Consider the following 15598-nt stretch of genomic DNA (forward strand, 5'->3'; position numbering starts at 1 on the left):
TTCATAAACAGGATAATTAATGAGCTCTAAAATATTAATAATTGGTGCCTGCGGGCAGATTGGATCGGAACTAACTTTTAAGTTACGAAGCATTTACGGGGATGAAAATGTAGTTGCTAGTGATATTAGTTACAGCAATTTAGATATCGTAAATTCTGGTCTTTTTGAAATCGTGGATGCCAAAGATTACGCCAGTGTAAAAACTTGTGTTGAAAAATTTAATATAGATACCATTTATTTAATGGCCGCCATGTTAAGTGCGACAGGGGAAAAATTTCCTATGGAAGCTTGGGATTTAAACATGACGTCTTTGTTTAATGTTTTAAACTTAGCTAAAGATAATTTTATAGAAAAAGTTTTTTGGCCTTCTAGTATTGCAGTTTTTGGAACCACAACACCGAAAGATTACACGCCACAATATACCATTATGGAGCCTACAACCGTTTACGGCATGACCAAACAGGTTGGAGAGCGTTGGTGTGAATATTATTTTACGAAATATAATGTAGATGTAAGAAGTATACGTTACCCAGGAATTATAAGTTGGAAAACCTTGCCTGGTGGCGGAACAACCGATTATGCTGTTGAGATTTACCATGAGGCTATAAAAAACAAATCGTATGCATGTTTCTTAAAAGAGGATACTAAATTACCAATGATGTTTATGGATGATGCTATTAAAGCAACGGTGGATATTATGCAAGCAGCGCCTGAAACCATTAAAATTCGTTCTTCTTATAATTTGTCGGCAACAAGTTTTACACCTCAAGAAGTTGCTGAGTCGATTAAAAAGCGCATTCCAGAGTTTGAAATGAGCTACAACTCCGATTACCGACAGGAGATTGCTAACAGTTGGCCAAAAAGTATAAACGATTCTTATGCCCGACAAGATTGGAAATGGAAGCATCAGTTTTCGTTGGATAATATCACAGAAGAGATGTTGTTTCAGTTAGATAAAAAATATAATTAATTACATATCTTTGGGGCTCCCAAATTGAAAATACTATGCTTGAAAATTTCTGGTTTAATGTAGAATACGGTATCAACCATGTGCTTGATATCAATGCTTACGATCATGTTTTATTTTTAATCGTTTTGGCGGTTCCGTATTTATTTAAAGACTGGAAACGTGTGTTGCTTTTAGTAACCATGTTCACACTGGGGCATACCTTATCTTTAATCTTAGCCAGCTATGGTGTGGTTAGTGTAAACGCTTCTATTGTTGAGTTTTTAATTCCGATTACCATTATGATTGTAGCGCTCTTTAATGTGTTTACAGCAGGAAAAGGGGCTCAAAATGAAAAAGTTGGTGTCTTGTTTTTATCTACTTTATTTTTTGGTTTGATTCACGGGTTAGGCTTTGCACGAGAGTTTAGAATGCTTTTAGGAGATTCAGATAATAAGCTGTTATTGCTATTAGAATTTGCTTTGGGTATCGAAATTGCACAAGTTATTATTGTGTTTTTAGTCCTGTTTTTAGGGTATCTCGTTCAAACCATTTTTAGGTTCTCTAAACGTGATTGGGTTATGGTTATTTCGGCTGTAGTAGTTGGTTTAGTGATTCCTATGATTTTGAACAGCGACTTCTTAGCTTAAAAATATTCTTAAATTTTATCGGTCTGACGTTGTAATTAAAATACGAAGCGAGTATATTCGTTATGTCGAATGTATTATGGCTCGAAATCGTGGGTTTGCGTTAGGGATTGCAGTGAAAATCCTTTTACTTTTTCTGTAAAAGATTGTAGCGGAAAGCCCGACCCGAATTGTTGCGAGGTTTCTTTTTAGCCCGGAACATGATATGAGGGTAACGCCATAATGATATATAAAATTTAATGCCAGAACATAAACAACTTAAGTACGATAAAGCTTATTTACGAATTGCTAAAGAGTGGGGGAAGTTATCGTATTGTAATCGCCGACAAGTAGGTGCGATTATTGTGAAAGATAGAATGATTATTTCCGACGGATATAATGGAACACCTTCAGGTTTTGAGAACTTTTGTGAAGATGACGAAGGTTACACCAAATGGTACGTGTTGCATGCTGAAGCAAATGCCATACTAAAAGTGGCTGCTTCCACACAGTCCTGCAAGGGTGCAACCCTGTATATCACCATGTCGCCATGTAAGGAGTGTAGTAAATTAATACACCAAGCAGGTATTGTAAAAGTGGTTTATCACGAGGCTTATAAAGATGATTCTGGGCTTAAATTCTTAGAAAAAGCTGGGATTAAAATTGAAAGAATAGAAGATTTAAAAGCATAACAAAAATATGGCTTTTCAAAAAAAATACTTACCGTTGCTTATGGGTGCTGCAATTGCGGCAGGTATTTTTATTGGCGGAAAATTAAGTTTTACCGACGCTCCAGATCGTTTATTTACCACAAATAGTAAAAAAGATAAGCTTAATCGCTTAATTGATTACATTGAATATGATTATGTTGATGACGTGAATACCGATAGCATTGTAGATGTTACGGTTAATGGGATTCTTGAAAATCTTGATCCGCATTCGGTGTACATTCCTAAGGAAGATATGCAACGTGTTGCCGAAGAAATGAAAGGTGATTTTGTTGGTATAGGTGTGAGTTTTTATACTTACAAAGATACCATTGCCGTGATTCGAGCTATTGAAGGCGGTCCGAGTGACACGGCGGGGATTATGGGTGGTGATCGTATTATTTTTGCCGATGGTGACACCTTGTACGGTAAAAATATGGAAGATGATGCCTTGATTAAAAAACTAAAAGGGCCTATAAATTCTAAAGTTAAATTAACGGTTTATAGGCGTGGCGAACCTAAGTTGCTAAATTTTACAGTAAAACGTGGAAACATTCCAATTAGTAGTGTGGACGCTACTTATATGTTAACCGATAAACTGGGTTACATTAAGGTGAATCGTTTTGCAGAATCAACATATAAAGAATTTAGAAAAGGAATTAAAGATTTAGAAGCGCTTGGAGCTACTGAAATTGCTTTGGATTTAAGAGGGAATCCTGGAGGGTTTTTAGGTATTGCTGAACAGATTGCTGATGAATTTTTAGAAGATGATAAATTGATTTTATTCACTAAAAACAAACGTGGCGATATTGAAGAGAGTTTTGCCACTAGCATAGGTGATTTTGAAAACGGGAAAGTCTTTGTGATGATTGATGAAAACTCCGCTTCGGCCAGTGAAATTGTTGCTGGAGCCTTGCAGGATAATGATATTGGAACCATTGTAGGGCGAAGATCATACGGAAAAGGTTTGGTGCAGCGTGAAATGGATTTGGGAGATGGTAGTGCTGTTCGTTTAACTGTTTCTAGGTATTATACGCCAACCGGACGTTCTATCCAGCGGCCTTATGACAATGGCAATAAAGATTATTACGATGAATATTTTGACCGTATAAGTAGTGGAGAGCTTCTAGATTCTGAAAATATTCATGTTGACGATTCTTTAAAATTTGTAACACCTGGGGGTAAAATAGTTTATGGTGGCGGAGGTATTATTCCAGATGTTTTTGTGCCTATTGATAGTAGTATGCAGAATGAAACCTTGTCATTTTTATTGAGACGCGGATTTTTTGGGAATTTTGTGTTTGAAGAATTAGAGAAAGATCGTCATCAATATGATGGTATTTCAAGACGTGATTTTATCGATAATTTTGTAGTTGGTGACGATCTGGTCTTTGCTTTTCAAGATTATTTAAATCTGCGATCAGATTCTAAAGTGACTTTTGTGGCTTATCACGATGAGGTTAAGCAATACATTAAAGCGACACTTGCCGATCAGCTTTTTGGAGGTGGTGCTTTTGAAGAGGTTTATAATAAAACCGATATTATGATTGAGGAGGTTATAAGATTAAGTAAAGGGGTTGAGGTTGAAGAAGCTGTGCTTGATGAGGAATAACTTGAAACCTATGAAAAGATTTTTATTGCTTTTATTACTAACAATTCATCCGGTTGTCATGGCTCAAAATACCACAGAGAATTCACAAAACTATTTTAATTTGAACAAAGCTGAATTAATTCAATTGGCTACTGAAACCATTGCATTAAAATACCCTGATTTACATTTTAACCCAAATGAATATGTTCCCACTGTGTGGAAGAATAGCAAGAAGGTGGTTGTTAAATTTAGAAGGCTTATATGCTTTACGCCTCTAGATAAAAAAGATGATAACTTAGATTATGATTTGGAGGTTGATCTTACAAATACGGCAATCTCTCCTTTTGATATTTGGGGGATGGAAAAATTCTACATTCCAACAAGTGAGGAGCAAAAAAAGATAGATTTTGTAATCAGTTCATTTAGTCTGCCTCACCAGAGTTTTACAACATGTATTATAGAGGATGCTAATGTGTATCATATCAATATAGATAATGAGCAGTCATTTGGTCGATATGTTATAGATAAAACCACAGGAAGGGAATGCGAAGGGTCAATTCAAGGTAATTATGAGCCTATGCCGGCTGATATGTTGGAGGGTTCACGAAAGTTTCCAGATCCCTTGGTGGAAATTCTTGAATAAGTTTTTCTAAATTTTACTCCTAAACTATGACGAGATTTTTATTACTATTTCTATTAAACACAATTCATCCAATTGTAATGGCGCAAAATAGCACAGAGGCTTCACAATACTATACTAATCTGAATAGAGCTGAATTAATTCAATTGGCTAATGATGCTATCGCGTTAAAATACCCTGATTTTAAGTTTGATACAAAAGACTACAAAATTACGGCTTGGAAAAACAGTGAAAAGACGGTTGTTAAATACAAGCGAATTATTCAATTTATACCTTTAGGGAGGGCCCGTGATAATTTACGATATGATGTTGAGGTCGATTTAACCAATCAACATATTTCTCCATTTGATACTTGGGGTATGGAGAATTTCTATATCCCCACAAGAGAAGAACAGGAGAAAATCAATTTTGTTGTTCAGGCTTTTGGTGTTGAGCGATTTAGTCATAAAAATAGTATTAAAGAAGATGCTGACATGTATGTTATTCATGTGAGTAGTAAGGCTGCTTTTGGGAAGTACTTTATAGACAAGCTTACAGGGAAAGAATGTATGGGGGCTATAGAATCTAGCTATATTCAGAAGCCGTTAATTCCTAATTTGACCAATGTTGATCCCATGGTTGAAATACGAGAATAACCTAGAAGTTAAACAGTAATAATAAATACCTTTTAAATTTAATGTCAACATCAAGTATTGTAATACTCATCATTGTTTTATGTAGTGCTTTTCTTTTTAAATCATGTAAACGCTTTAGCGGTCATGTAAATGAAAATCTTTCAGATAATTATTATTATAACGGTGATAAAAGTGCTATTCAATATAGTCCTATGGGCAATTGGTTTGAATTGGGGAATACTAAAATGGAGGCCGATGTTTCCTCTTTTGAAGTGTTATCGAATGATTATGGAAAGGACAAAAGTAAAATTTTCTTTAAGTCAGTAGATGTGACGAGCGAGGTAGATTATGTTAGTTTTTATGTAGAAGACCGTTTTGCCTTTGATCAAAATCATGTGTATGTGGCTTATGAGCACATGTCGTATGCGTTACGTGATGACTTGTCTTCTGAAAAAACCTTATTTGTAATTGAAAGGGCCGATCCTGAAAGTTTTGAGAATATAGATTTTGACTGGAATAAGGATGGAAAGACTTTCTTTTTTAAGTACCAAGCTGTAGATGTTGATTATGATTCCTTTGAAATTCTTAACGAAGCGAGTAGTAAAGATAAAAACACGGTATACTTTCATAATAAAAATGACATCATTGCCTCTGCAGTAATAGATGTATCTACTGTACGAGTGATTAATGCGCATTATATTGCTGATATAAATGGGGTGTATTCCTATAATTTCATGGAAGAGGATGCTGAAAAAGCATTGACTACGTTTCCTGTTCGAGACTTGGAGTCTATTAAAGTTTTAAAACACAACTATTTGATTATTGATGATGCTGTTTATTATGATAATATTCTAATGCCTTCTGCAGATGGTGCGACTTTTCATCTTTGGAAGGATACATATTATGGTGCCGATAAAAATCAAGTATATTTTTTAGAAACCCCTATTGAAGGGGTAGATGTTGAAACCTTTCATGTTTTCGAATATCGAGCCTATTCAAAGGATAAAAACAATGCCTATTACAATGGAAAACTAATAAAAGGTGTTGATTTGGCGACTTTCGGTCCGGAATCAAGTGAAGGTTTTGGATTGTTTAAAGATAAAAACCATGTTTATGATGGCGATGAAATTGTTACAGACTAAACCATTGTTTCCTGTCCCTAATTTCATTTAAGATAATTGACTTAAAAACAGGTGTATAGTAACAATATGTATAAAAAAATGATTAATTTTGAGAGGAAGGCAGGTGGATGTAGGGTATTTAGTCTTTTGTAGCCTATTCAAATCTCAAATTAACTTTAAATTTTAAAACATGGATCGCAAGGATAATTTAACAGAAAATGATTGGCTAGCATTGTTAGAAGAAGCTTTAAAGGAAGGTGTTAAAATACAAGTGAACCATCGATTTAGATATAAAGGTAGAGGATTGGGTACTTTTTTAACCAATGCTAAAAGCAAGAATAAGTATGATTTAATGCGTAAAATTGAAAACCTAGGTTTTAATTATCGCTTGCATAGTAATGACCCTGAGCATTATCTAGAAAAATATATAGGACAACTTTCGGCTGATGAAAACCCGATTAAACAACGTTATATCACGCGGTTTAATACTTATGTGCAGCCAAAAAAAGATCTTATAAAAAAGCAAACCATAAAAAAGCTAAACAGTGTATGGAAAGCTAAATTTGGTGATGAACGAAAGTGGAGCAAGCCAGATACGGTTGATGATAAAATTCGAAAGTGGAAACAATATCGTTACGATAAAGAGCAAAATCCTGAAGGGAAATGGTTCGCTTATAGATCTAAAATGGGGCCTATGTTTGGCTGGGTTTATACTAGAAAGCGCAATAAAGATAAAATGAAATTAATCGCTCATTATTTTAATATACAGGAACTGCTAGAGCTGGAGCAGGAAGGTTTTTTAGTAGATTAGACTTCTAGTTTATCATGTACTTTTGCGTGTTTCCCACCATTCCAAAGGGTTAAAATATCGGTTGCTACTTGCGCACCACTTCCAGAAGCTATAGCAAATTGGCTGCGCCATCCTGCTAATGTGCCTGCGACATAAAGACCTTCTTCGATAAGATGATCGGTGTTTTTTAACCAAATACGATCTTTTTCAATAGCGGCTCTTGGATGCGGAGCAATATAAGATTCTAAACCATTAATAGTCATTAAATTGGTATAGCCTACAGCGATTACTGCTATTTTCGTTTGGTAGGTGTTTTTGTTTGTTGTGATGGTGAAACCATTTGTAGATCTAGTGATTTCTAAAACTTTTTCATGGTCTATTTGATCAACGTGTGGGTAGCGTTCTTTGAGCTGTGCTTTTCCGCTTTCTAAAATAGATTCGCCTGTTGTGCCCGGAGCTAGTCCTAGTACATTATTAAATAAGGCAGTTTGTAAATGTGATGTTTTCTGGTGTATGATAATTCCAATGGTTTTATCTTTTGCAAAGGCTTTGTTTTCAGCAGAACCTAAAACCAACGCGCATGACATCCCTGCAGCGCCACCACCAATAATTAACGCATCATACATTATTTCCTCCCTTTTGTTTTGTCTTCAATACGTTTTGATGTTCTTAAAATGGCCATCATGACGATAACGCAAAGCGAAGCCACTATAGTGATTATGGCAACCATGCTTTGACCTTCAAAAGGCGCGTTAAAATCCAATTGCGTGAAATTAAAAACAATTAGCGCTAGGGCGAGAATACTAAGTATAATGGTAAAAATTTTCATCTGTAAAAATATTATATCAGTTCAAACAAGGCTTTAATGTTGTGAGCAAATAATTTTACTGCAATCGCTAATAAAACCACGCCAAACACTTTTCTAATAATGTTAATGCCGTTTTGGCCTATTAAGCGCTCAATTTTAGCCGATGTTTTTAAGACGATAAAGATAATAATAACATTCAGTAATACCGCAACAATAATATTTTCGGTGCTAAACTCTGCTCTCAATGAAAGTAAAGTGGTTAAACTACCAGGTCCCGCAATTAAAGGGAAGGCAAGCGGGAATACCGCGGTGGTCATAGAATCTTGTTCTTCTTGTTTATAGAGTGTAATGCCTAAAATCATTTCTAAAGCGATAAAGAACAAAATGAAAGAACCAGCTACCGCAAAGGAGTTTACATCAATACCAATCAGGTTTAAGATACTTTTCCCTAAGAATAAAAATAGAATTAAAATGATACCCGCAATGATTGAAGCCTTTTCGCTTTGTATGTGGCCTGCTTTTTTTCGTAAATCGATAACGATTGGAATGTTTCCAACAATATCAATTACAGCAAATAAAATCATGAATGCTGTAAATATTTCTTTGAAATTGAATTGTAGTTCCATAAGTTTTAAATTGTTAACGTTATAATAACGGTTCGTTTAATTATGCTTTATTTATTTGTGTTTTTAGTGAAATTTTAAATTAAAAATCTCTTTTTTAAGTAATTTTGAATTTTCGGCAAAAATATGCCATTATTACCGAATAATCTTAAAAGTTTCAGGTAAAGTTTGACTATTTTTGCACCCTATTTTAATTCATGTTTTTTTATGTTTCAGTTAGGAAAAACGATAGTTGCAGATGATGTTATTAAGAAAGATTTTTTGTGTAATCTTTCAGCTTGTAAAGGTGCGTGTTGTATTGATGGCGATGCGGGAGCTCCACTAGAAGCTGATGAAGCAAAAATTTTAAATGACATTTATCCGAAGGTAAAGCCTTTTTTGCGTCAAGAAGGGATTGATGCTATAGAGGCTCAAGGTGCTTATACGGAAACTGAAGATGGTGAATTGGAAACCACACTTATAAATGGTGCCGATTGTGCATATGTTATTTTTGATGAAAAGAAAACCGCGCTATGTGGTATTGAAGAAGCCTATAATCAAGGTGAGATTTCTTGGAAAAAACCAGTGTCTTGTCACTTGTATCCGGTAAGGGTTCAAGATTTTAGTGAGTTTTCTGCTGTGAATTATCACCAATGGGATATTTGCGATGATGCTTGTGCTTTAGGTCAAGAATTACAAGTTCCTATTTATAAATTTGTAAAAGAAGGGTTAATTAGGAAATTTGGCGAAGACTGGTATGCCGAATTGGAAAAGGTTGCTGAAGATTTATAGGTGCTTGAAAATTCTTGTTAAAAAACCTCAAAAACGCCTTTAAAATAAAGGGGTTTGTCTGTTAGGTCCTAATATTTTTTTGTTAACTTTTTTAATTTCAAAAAAAGTTACGCATCTTGTTTTCAGTTGTTTAAAGTTTTTTTTGTGTAAACTTCTCAAACCCCTTGTGTTTTATTGTTTGTTAAAAACTTGTTGAAAAGGTTTCTAGGTTTTCATGAAAACGTATCAATCATTTTACAATCTTTGTTAAACTCAATAATATAAAAACACATTGCTTTTTTAGCCTGAAAATAAAAGGGTTGAAAATATATTTTGAGTTTACCGAATACATTTTTTAATACATTATAACTGTTAATATGGGTTTTTTTATCCATGAGCCTTGATTAGCAAGTTAAATGAGATTGTTTTTTATTCGGGATTTTAACAATTGCTATTTTAATTAATTAATCCAAAACGAGAGCCGTAAACATGGAGATTACCCAAATTATTAAACGAGATTATGACACAACCCCTTTTGTGTTAGAAAAGATCACTAATGCCATTGAAAAGGCTATGTTATCTGTAAGTCATGGGACTAGAGCAGATGCCGAGTCAATTTCTAATCAGGTGTTTCAAGGTCTAATGGCGAGAAAAGCTGTAGACGTTCGCTATGTGCCAACAGTAGAACAAGTTCAAGATATTGTTGAAGATAAACTTATGAGCAGCGCTTTTCATAACGCAGCAAAGGCTTATATACTTTATCGCGATGAACAAGCTAGAAAGCGTCAAACAAATATTTTTGAAAAACGTATTAATTTAAAACCTTACGAATATCCAGATTTATACGAGTATGTAAATGCAATAAGACATTCCTACTGGATTCATAGTGAGTTTAATTTTACGAGTGATATTCAAGATTTTAAAACAGGGTTAAACACAGCCGAAAAGACGGCCATTAAAAATACCATGTTGGCCATTTCTCAAATAGAAGTTGCTGTTAAAACCTTCTGGGGTGATATTTACCAAAAAATGCCTAAACCAGAAATAGGATCGGTAGGGGCTACTTTTTCAGAAAGTGAAGTGCGTCATCACGATGCATACTCACATTTATTAGAAATTTTAGGCTTAAACGCAGAATTTAAGTCACTTAAAAAGAAGCCTGTTATTATGCGTCGTGTGCATTATTTAGAAACAGCGCTTAAAAATTCTAAAAGTGAAAATATTCAAGAATATGCCGAATCGGTACTCTTGTTCTCTTTGTTTATAGAACATGTTTCTTTATTCTCGCAATTTTTAATCATTATGGCTTTCAATAAACATAAAAATATGTTGAAAGGCATTTCTAATGTGGTTGAAGCGACATCGAAAGAAGAACAAATTCATGGCGATTTTGGTATAGATATTATAAATATAATTAAGAAAGAAAATCCAAAATGGTTTGGAGAAGAATACAATGAAAAAATTCAAGCGATTTGCAAAGAAGCTTTTCAAGCCGAAAGCGATATTATCGACTGGATTTTTGAAGATGGCGAGTTAGAATTTCTTCCAAAAGCGGTTATTAATGAGTTTATTAAAAACCGATTTAATAATTCCTTAGAAAGTATTGGGATAGGTAAGGTGTTTACTGTTGATGATAAATTGATAGCAGAAACCGAATGGTTTGATGATGAAATTATTGGAACCAAACATGGCGATTTCTTCGTGAAACGCTCTATCAATTACAGTAAAAGAACAAAAAGTATAACCAGCGATGACCTATTTTAATTATGAAAGAACAAACCAGCCTTCAAGAAACACAAAACGAAAAATCAACTAACTACGATCAATTAGTAAACGCTCGAAAAGAGCAATTAAAAAAAGCAACCCAACTAGAAAGTGAACCAGAATTTAATTGGCTTACTGAAAATAGTCGAAAATTTTTAGAATCTGGGTACTTAACTGATGGTACTTCCCCTGAAGCACGTATTCGTGAAATAGCAAACCGTGCTGAAGAAATTTTGCAAATTGATGGTTATGCCGATAAGTTTTACAAATATATGGGTGAAGGTTTTTTCTCTTTAGCATCGCCAGTATGGTCTAACTTTGGTAAAAAACGAGGCTTACCAATTAGTTGTTTTGGTTCTAATATTGCTGATGATATGGGGAATATTTTATACACCCAATCAGAAGTTGGTATGATGTCTAAACTAGGAGGCGGAACTTCAGGTTACTTTGGTAATTTACGCCATAGAGGTGCGCCGGTTAAAAATAATGGCGTGTCGTCTGGAGCCGTTCATATCATGCAACTTTTTGAAAAAATGGTCGATGTGGTTAGTCAAGGTTCTGTTCGAAGAGGTCGTTTTTCTCCATATTTACCAGTTGAACATCCAGATATTAATGAGTTTTTAGAAATTGGTACCGAAGGGAATTCCATTCAAGAACTTACTCATGGTGTTTCCGTTACCGATAAGTGGATGCAAGAAATGATTGAAGGTGATGTCGATAAACGCTCGATTTGGGCTAAAGTGATACAACGTCGTGGTGAAATAGGTTATCCGTATATTTTCTTTAAAGACCATGCCAATAACCAAGCGCCTGACGTTTATAAAGAGAATAATCATAAAATTGTAGCTTCTAATTTATGTACTGAAATTATGCTTCCATCAAATGACCAATGGTCGTTTGTTTGTGTGCTTTCTTCAGTAAACCTATTGCATTATGATAAATGGAAAGACACCGATGCTGTTGAAACGATGGTGTATTTCTTAGATGCTGTTATTACTGAGTTTGTTGAGAAACTTGAAGTATATAGAGATTCATCTGTTTTAGAAGATAGACAAACGTTCATGTTTATGGAGCGTGCTTATAACTTTGCAAAAAGCAACCGTGCCCTTGGATTAGGTGTTTTAGGGTGGCACTCTTTACTACAGTCTAAAAGGTTAGGTTTTGATAGTGCTGAAGCTTATGATTTAAATAGTAAAATCTTTAAGTTAATTCAAGAGAAGTCATACAAGGCATCTGAAGAATTAGCAAAACTATATGGTGAGCCAGAAGTTTTAAAAGGCTACGGAAGACGAAATGCTACTTTAAATGCTATTGCACCAACGACATCCTCAGCATTTATTTTAGGTCAGGTTTCACAAGGTATTGAGCCTATTTGGTCTAATATTTATGTGAAAGATATCGCTAAAATTAAAACGACGATAAAAAACCCATACCTTGAAGAACTGTTAGAAGAAAAGGGCGAAAATACGCCAGAAGTATGGCGAAGCATTCGTGATTACGATGGCTCAGTGCAACATTTAGAGTTCTTAAGCGAACAGGAGCGTGATGTGTTTAAGACCTATTCTGAAATCGATCAGTTAGCGATAGTATATCAAGCTGCAAACCGCCAAAATCATATTGATCAAGGGCAGTCGGTAAATATTATTGTACATCCAGATATGCCTGTAAAAGATATTAATAATATCTATGTTACCGCCTGGAAACTTGGATTAAAATCCTTGTATTACCAACATAGTATGAATGCAGCACAAAAATTCAAGCAGAAAAAAGAATGTGCGAGTTGCGAAGGATAAACACTAAGTGTCCTGCATTAAAAAAAGACGTCTGAAATTTATTTTAGGCGTCTTTTTTTGTGGTGCAATTTATTTTTTAGATTTATACTATATTTGTTATGAGTATTTTAATACAGTATAGGTGTATTATAGCATGTGTACTTCTTTTAATTATTAATCTTAAAACCCTTAAAAATGAATCCCTTTAAAACCAAACAGTTGACTTCGTTTAAGAGGTTAATTTTTTTATCCGCAATGTGTTTACTTGTCTTTGGATGTTATCCTGAAGGCGGTGAATATGTTGAAGATTATGATGCCCTTTACACCAATTACGATCCAGAATTCGATTTTGGTGCAACTTACACGTATTCCATACCTGATAAGGTGTTAGATCTTGATGAAAGCTCTGAAGGAGATGCAGTGTATATTGATCAACCTTATAGTAGTGCTATTTTAGAGACTCTAATTAGTAATTTAAATGCTTTAGGTTGGACAAAGGTTGCTCCAGAAAATGCAGATGTTGTTCTTGTAACAGGGGCTTTTGATGATACTTATATCGCCTACAACCCTTGGTGGTGGGATTGGTATTACCCGTGGTATGGGCCAGGATGGGGTTGGTATTATCCAGGTTATTCACCAGGTTATGTTAGTGGATATAGTACAGGGTCTGTTATTGTACAAATGACTTATCCTGATGGTACTAGTGCTGATGATGAGGTGCCCGTGGTATGGTTAGGTGCTTTAAATGGGTTACTTCAAGGTGGGCAAAATAATATCATTAGTAGAGTGACTTCAAATCTAGATCAAGCTTTTAATCAACCACCGTTTAACAATTAAAAAGACATACTATGAAATTTAAATTTATAATGCTTGTCGGTTTAATAACATGTTCTTTATCGACATTGGCACAAGAAAAATATAGCCTTAATTATATTATTGGCGTTCCTACCGGTGAAACGGCAGATTTTACATGCCCTACTAGTTTTAGAGGTGTAGGTTTTGATTATACACACATGCTAAATAGCAATGTTGGAATTGGAGTTAGTGCTAGTTTGCAGACTTTTTATGATGAATTGGGTAAAGTAACCACCACATCAGGAACTGAGACTATTACAGCATATCGTTTTAACTATATAAATAGCCTGCCAATTTATGCAACAGGAAGTTATTTCTTTAGTAATTCGAAAAAATTAACACCCTTTGTATCTTTAGGTATTGGAGCAATGTATAACAACAAACAACAAGACCTTGGCCTTTATACATTAGAAAATGATGCCTGGCAATTTAGTGTGCGTCCAGAGGCAGGTTTAGATTATAAAATAAACTACGGTTTAAGTTTTCGTACAGCTATAAGATATAACTATGCTGTTGAGTCTGGTGATTTAGAAGGTTTATCTCATCTAGCACTTACGCTTGGTGTTACCTGGAACAATTAAATAGTTTTAGCTTATTCAACAAAGCTATAATTTGTGCATAAAAAAAGCTCGTATAAAAATTTATACGAGCCTTTTTTTTGTATTAAATAGCTTTTAGCTTTCGTCTGCCATTAAAGCGAAAAATTTGTCAATATTTGGAAGAATGATAATACGTGTTCTTCTGTTTTTTGCTCTGTTTTCAGAAGAATCATTATCAACCAAAGGTTGGTAACTACTTCTACCAGAAGCAATCAATTTTTCAGGAGCCACGTTATATTTATCTTGTAGCTTTCTAACAACCGATGTTGCTCTTAAAACACTTAAATCCCAGTTATCTGCAATGTTAACAGTGTTTATAGTTCTAGCATCTGTATGACCTTCAACCATAACGTCTAAGCTTTCTTCAGAGTTGATAACGTCAGCTAATTTTTGCAATAAAGAATCTGCTTTAGAGCTTAATTTGTAACTAGCTGTGTTGAAAAGCATATCATCAGCAATTGAAATCATTACAACAGTACCGTCGATATTTACTCCAAAATCCTCATCATCATTTAAGTCGGAAGCGTTTATTACTTTTTCAAGATTGTAAGAAACAGCCAAATTCATTGAATCTTTAAGAGTTTTGGCTTGACTTAATTTTGCAGGATCAACATTTTTCAATGTTTCACGCATTTTAACTTTAGCATCATTTGAAATTACTGTTCCGTTTTCTACAACGTCTAGTTTTGTATCATTTTCAGCTTGTAAAGAGGTGATTTTAGAATTATAAGAATCTACGCGTTCTTCAATTTGTGCAAATTTAGCTTCTAAATCTTCTTTTTCAACTTTCGTTTTTTGTAGTTCGCTTTTTATTTCTCCATTTTCATGCTCTAAAGCAATATACTTTTTTTTAGATACACATGATAAAGTTAGTGCAGCGAGTAGTACAATCGAAATTTTCTTCATAATTAAAGTTTTAGTTTAATTCCATTTACGTATAGAATCGCGCTATAGATTACGAAGTGCTAAAATTTCTTAGAAAAGCTATTATTTATAAGTACACAAATAAGAAGTTTGAGAAGATACTTTTACTTGAAATTTTTTATCAGCATCAATTTCATAAGCTTCTCCTGCATTAAAAGTGGCCCATTCTGTTGCATCTGGTAATTTAACAACCATCTGTCCTTCAATAACTCGCATAGTTTCATGCTTAGAAGTAGCAAATTCATATTCTCCAGGATTCATAACACCCAACGTAGAACTTCCTTTCTCAGTTGTATAAGCTAAAGATTTTACATTGTTGTCAAAGTACGCATTGTTTGAAATCATAAATTATTTATTTTTTTAGTTTTAAACGATCGTAAAGGTAAAGCGTTTTAATATTTTGAACGAAAATATCGACTCTTTTTTCAAAATAAGTGAGTGTGCTAAAATAAAAAACACCTATAGAAA

18 protein-coding genes are annotated in these 15598 nt (G+C 34.2%); 13 read left to right on the top strand and 5 right to left on the bottom strand.

Annotated features, from left to right (window positions below; genetic code table 11):
* Positions 1-19: 19 nt before the first annotated feature.
* The 8 genes from Q4566_RS14565 (at position 20) to Q4566_RS14600 (ending at position 7056) form a co-directional block, all read left to right on the top strand.
* Positions 20-970: an NAD-dependent epimerase/dehydratase family protein gene (locus Q4566_RS14565; protein WP_303422688.1), complete on the top strand. Its 951-nt coding sequence runs from the start codon at positions 20-22 to the stop codon at positions 968-970.
* A 35-nt stretch (positions 971-1005) separates the two neighbouring features.
* Positions 1006-1596, top strand: coding sequence for a HupE/UreJ family protein (locus Q4566_RS14570; RefSeq protein WP_303422691.1), 591 nt, complete (start codon positions 1006-1008; stop codon positions 1594-1596).
* Positions 1597-1832: 236 nt separating this feature from the next.
* Complete coding sequence (locus tag Q4566_RS14575; RefSeq protein ID WP_303422694.1) at positions 1833-2264, top strand: dCMP deaminase family protein; 432 nt, start codon at positions 1833-1835, stop codon at positions 2262-2264.
* Positions 2265-2271: 7 nt separating this feature from the next.
* Positions 2272-3891 (top strand): S41 family peptidase, encoded by a 1620-nt coding sequence (locus Q4566_RS14580; RefSeq protein ID WP_303422696.1) that lies wholly within the window; start codon positions 2272-2274, stop codon positions 3889-3891.
* A gap of 10 nt (positions 3892-3901) precedes the next feature.
* Entirely contained in the window at positions 3902-4513 is a 612-nt protein-coding gene (locus Q4566_RS14585) for a hypothetical protein (protein WP_303422699.1), read from the top strand.
* A gap of 26 nt (positions 4514-4539) precedes the next feature.
* On the top strand, positions 4540-5145 hold the full coding sequence (locus Q4566_RS14590; protein ID WP_303422702.1) for a hypothetical protein: 606 nt from the start codon (positions 4540-4542) through the stop codon (positions 5143-5145).
* A gap of 41 nt (positions 5146-5186) precedes the next feature.
* Positions 5187-6266: a DKNYY domain-containing protein gene (locus tag Q4566_RS14595; RefSeq protein ID WP_303422705.1), complete on the top strand. Its 1080-nt coding sequence runs from the start codon at positions 5187-5189 to the stop codon at positions 6264-6266.
* Positions 6267-6435: 169 nt separating this feature from the next.
* Positions 6436-7056, top strand: coding sequence for a hypothetical protein (locus Q4566_RS14600; protein WP_303422708.1), 621 nt, complete (start codon positions 6436-6438; stop codon positions 7054-7056).
* On the opposite strand, the gene Q4566_RS14605 is transcribed toward Q4566_RS14600, so the two are convergent.
* From Q4566_RS14605 to Q4566_RS14615, 3 genes are read right to left on the bottom strand one after another with little or no spacing between them, the layout of a single operon-like run.
* Positions 7053-7661 (bottom strand): FAD-dependent oxidoreductase, encoded by a 609-nt coding sequence (locus Q4566_RS14605; RefSeq protein WP_303422711.1) that lies wholly within the window; start codon positions 7659-7661, stop codon positions 7053-7055. The two genes, Q4566_RS14600 and Q4566_RS14605, sit on opposite strands and share 4 nt — an antisense overlap.
* Positions 7661-7864 carry a hypothetical protein gene (locus Q4566_RS14610; RefSeq protein ID WP_303422714.1) on the bottom strand — a complete coding sequence of 68 codons (204 nt, stop codon included), beginning with the start codon at positions 7862-7864 and terminating at the stop codon, positions 7661-7663. Before Q4566_RS14610 ends, Q4566_RS14605 begins: the two co-directional genes overlap by 1 nt.
* 11 nt (positions 7865-7875) lie before the next feature.
* Positions 7876-8469, bottom strand: a complete 594-nt coding sequence (locus Q4566_RS14615) for a MarC family protein (RefSeq protein ID WP_303422717.1) — start codon at positions 8467-8469, stop codon at positions 7876-7878.
* Between the two features lie 204 nt (positions 8470-8673).
* Between Q4566_RS14615 and Q4566_RS14620 the strand changes: the two genes are divergently transcribed.
* The 5 genes from Q4566_RS14620 (at position 8674) to Q4566_RS14640 (ending at position 14188) form a co-directional block, all read left to right on the top strand.
* Positions 8674-9237 carry a DUF3109 family protein gene (locus Q4566_RS14620; protein ID WP_303422720.1) on the top strand — a complete coding sequence of 188 codons (564 nt, stop codon included), beginning with the start codon at positions 8674-8676 and terminating at the stop codon, positions 9235-9237.
* 468 nt (positions 9238-9705) lie between these two features.
* On the top strand, positions 9706-10980 hold the full coding sequence (locus Q4566_RS14625) for a ribonucleotide-diphosphate reductase subunit beta (protein ID WP_303422723.1): 1275 nt from the start codon (positions 9706-9708) through the stop codon (positions 10978-10980).
* Positions 10981-10982: 2 nt separating this feature from the next.
* Positions 10983-12773 carry a ribonucleoside-diphosphate reductase subunit alpha gene (locus tag Q4566_RS14630; RefSeq protein WP_303422726.1) on the top strand — a complete coding sequence of 597 codons (1791 nt, stop codon included), beginning with the start codon at positions 10983-10985 and terminating at the stop codon, positions 12771-12773.
* Between the two features lie 234 nt (positions 12774-13007).
* Complete coding sequence (locus tag Q4566_RS14635; protein ID WP_303422729.1) at positions 13008-13589, top strand: DUF4136 domain-containing protein; 582 nt, start codon at positions 13008-13010, stop codon at positions 13587-13589.
* A 29-nt stretch (positions 13590-13618) separates the two neighbouring features.
* On the top strand, positions 13619-14188 hold the full coding sequence (locus Q4566_RS14640) for an outer membrane beta-barrel protein (RefSeq protein WP_303422731.1): 570 nt from the start codon (positions 13619-13621) through the stop codon (positions 14186-14188).
* A gap of 93 nt (positions 14189-14281) precedes the next feature.
* On the opposite strand, the gene Q4566_RS14645 is transcribed toward Q4566_RS14640, so the two are convergent.
* Positions 14282-15112 (bottom strand): OmpA family protein, encoded by an 831-nt coding sequence (locus tag Q4566_RS14645; protein ID WP_303422734.1) that lies wholly within the window; start codon positions 15110-15112, stop codon positions 14282-14284.
* An 81-nt stretch (positions 15113-15193) separates the two neighbouring features.
* Positions 15194-15475, bottom strand: a complete 282-nt coding sequence (locus Q4566_RS14650; RefSeq protein WP_303422737.1) for a pyrimidine/purine nucleoside phosphorylase — start codon at positions 15473-15475, stop codon at positions 15194-15196.
* Between the last annotated feature and the right edge of the window lie 123 nt (positions 15476-15598).

Origin of the sequence: Tamlana sp. 2_MG-2023 (assembly GCF_030548465.1) — a bacterium.
In the GTDB taxonomy this organism is placed as follows: domain Bacteria; phylum Bacteroidota; class Bacteroidia; order Flavobacteriales; family Flavobacteriaceae; genus Pseudotamlana.

What these genes read in the sequence shown, in the direction of transcription:
- Q4566_RS14565 (WP_303422688.1), top strand. Translation starts at nt 20, where the DNA reads ATGAGCTCTAAAATATTAATAATTGGTGCCTGCGGGCAGATTGGATCG.
- Q4566_RS14570 (WP_303422691.1), top strand. Translation starts at nt 1,006, where the DNA reads ATGCTTGAAAATTTCTGGTTTAATGTAGAATACGGTATCAACCATGTG.
- Q4566_RS14575 (WP_303422694.1), top strand. Translation starts at nt 1,833, where the DNA reads ATGCCAGAACATAAACAACTTAAGTACGATAAAGCTTATTTACGAATT.
- Q4566_RS14580 (WP_303422696.1), top strand. Translation starts at nt 2,272, where the DNA reads ATGGCTTTTCAAAAAAAATACTTACCGTTGCTTATGGGTGCTGCAATT.
- Q4566_RS14585 (WP_303422699.1), top strand. Translation starts at nt 3,902, where the DNA reads ATGAAAAGATTTTTATTGCTTTTATTACTAACAATTCATCCGGTTGTC.
- Q4566_RS14590 (WP_303422702.1), top strand. Translation starts at nt 4,540, where the DNA reads ATGACGAGATTTTTATTACTATTTCTATTAAACACAATTCATCCAATT.
- Q4566_RS14595 (WP_303422705.1), top strand. Translation starts at nt 5,187, where the DNA reads ATGTCAACATCAAGTATTGTAATACTCATCATTGTTTTATGTAGTGCT.
- Q4566_RS14600 (WP_303422708.1), top strand. Translation starts at nt 6,436, where the DNA reads ATGGATCGCAAGGATAATTTAACAGAAAATGATTGGCTAGCATTGTTA.
- Q4566_RS14605 (WP_303422711.1), bottom strand. Translation starts at nt 7,661, where the DNA reads ATGTATGATGCGTTAATTATTGGTGGTGGCGCTGCAGGGATGTCATGC.
- Q4566_RS14610 (WP_303422714.1), bottom strand. Translation starts at nt 7,864, where the DNA reads ATGAAAATTTTTACCATTATACTTAGTATTCTCGCCCTAGCGCTAATT.
- Q4566_RS14615 (WP_303422717.1), bottom strand. Translation starts at nt 8,469, where the DNA reads ATGGAACTACAATTCAATTTCAAAGAAATATTTACAGCATTCATGATT.
- Q4566_RS14620 (WP_303422720.1), top strand. Translation starts at nt 8,674, where the DNA reads ATGTTTCAGTTAGGAAAAACGATAGTTGCAGATGATGTTATTAAGAAA.
- Q4566_RS14625 (WP_303422723.1), top strand. Translation starts at nt 9,706, where the DNA reads ATGGAGATTACCCAAATTATTAAACGAGATTATGACACAACCCCTTTT.
- Q4566_RS14630 (WP_303422726.1), top strand. Translation starts at nt 10,983, where the DNA reads ATGAAAGAACAAACCAGCCTTCAAGAAACACAAAACGAAAAATCAACT.
- Q4566_RS14635 (WP_303422729.1), top strand. Translation starts at nt 13,008, where the DNA reads ATGTGTTTACTTGTCTTTGGATGTTATCCTGAAGGCGGTGAATATGTT.
- Q4566_RS14640 (WP_303422731.1), top strand. Translation starts at nt 13,619, where the DNA reads ATGCTTGTCGGTTTAATAACATGTTCTTTATCGACATTGGCACAAGAA.
- Q4566_RS14645 (WP_303422734.1), bottom strand. Translation starts at nt 15,112, where the DNA reads ATGAAGAAAATTTCGATTGTACTACTCGCTGCACTAACTTTATCATGT.
- Q4566_RS14650 (WP_303422737.1), bottom strand. Translation starts at nt 15,475, where the DNA reads ATGATTTCAAACAATGCGTACTTTGACAACAATGTAAAATCTTTAGCT.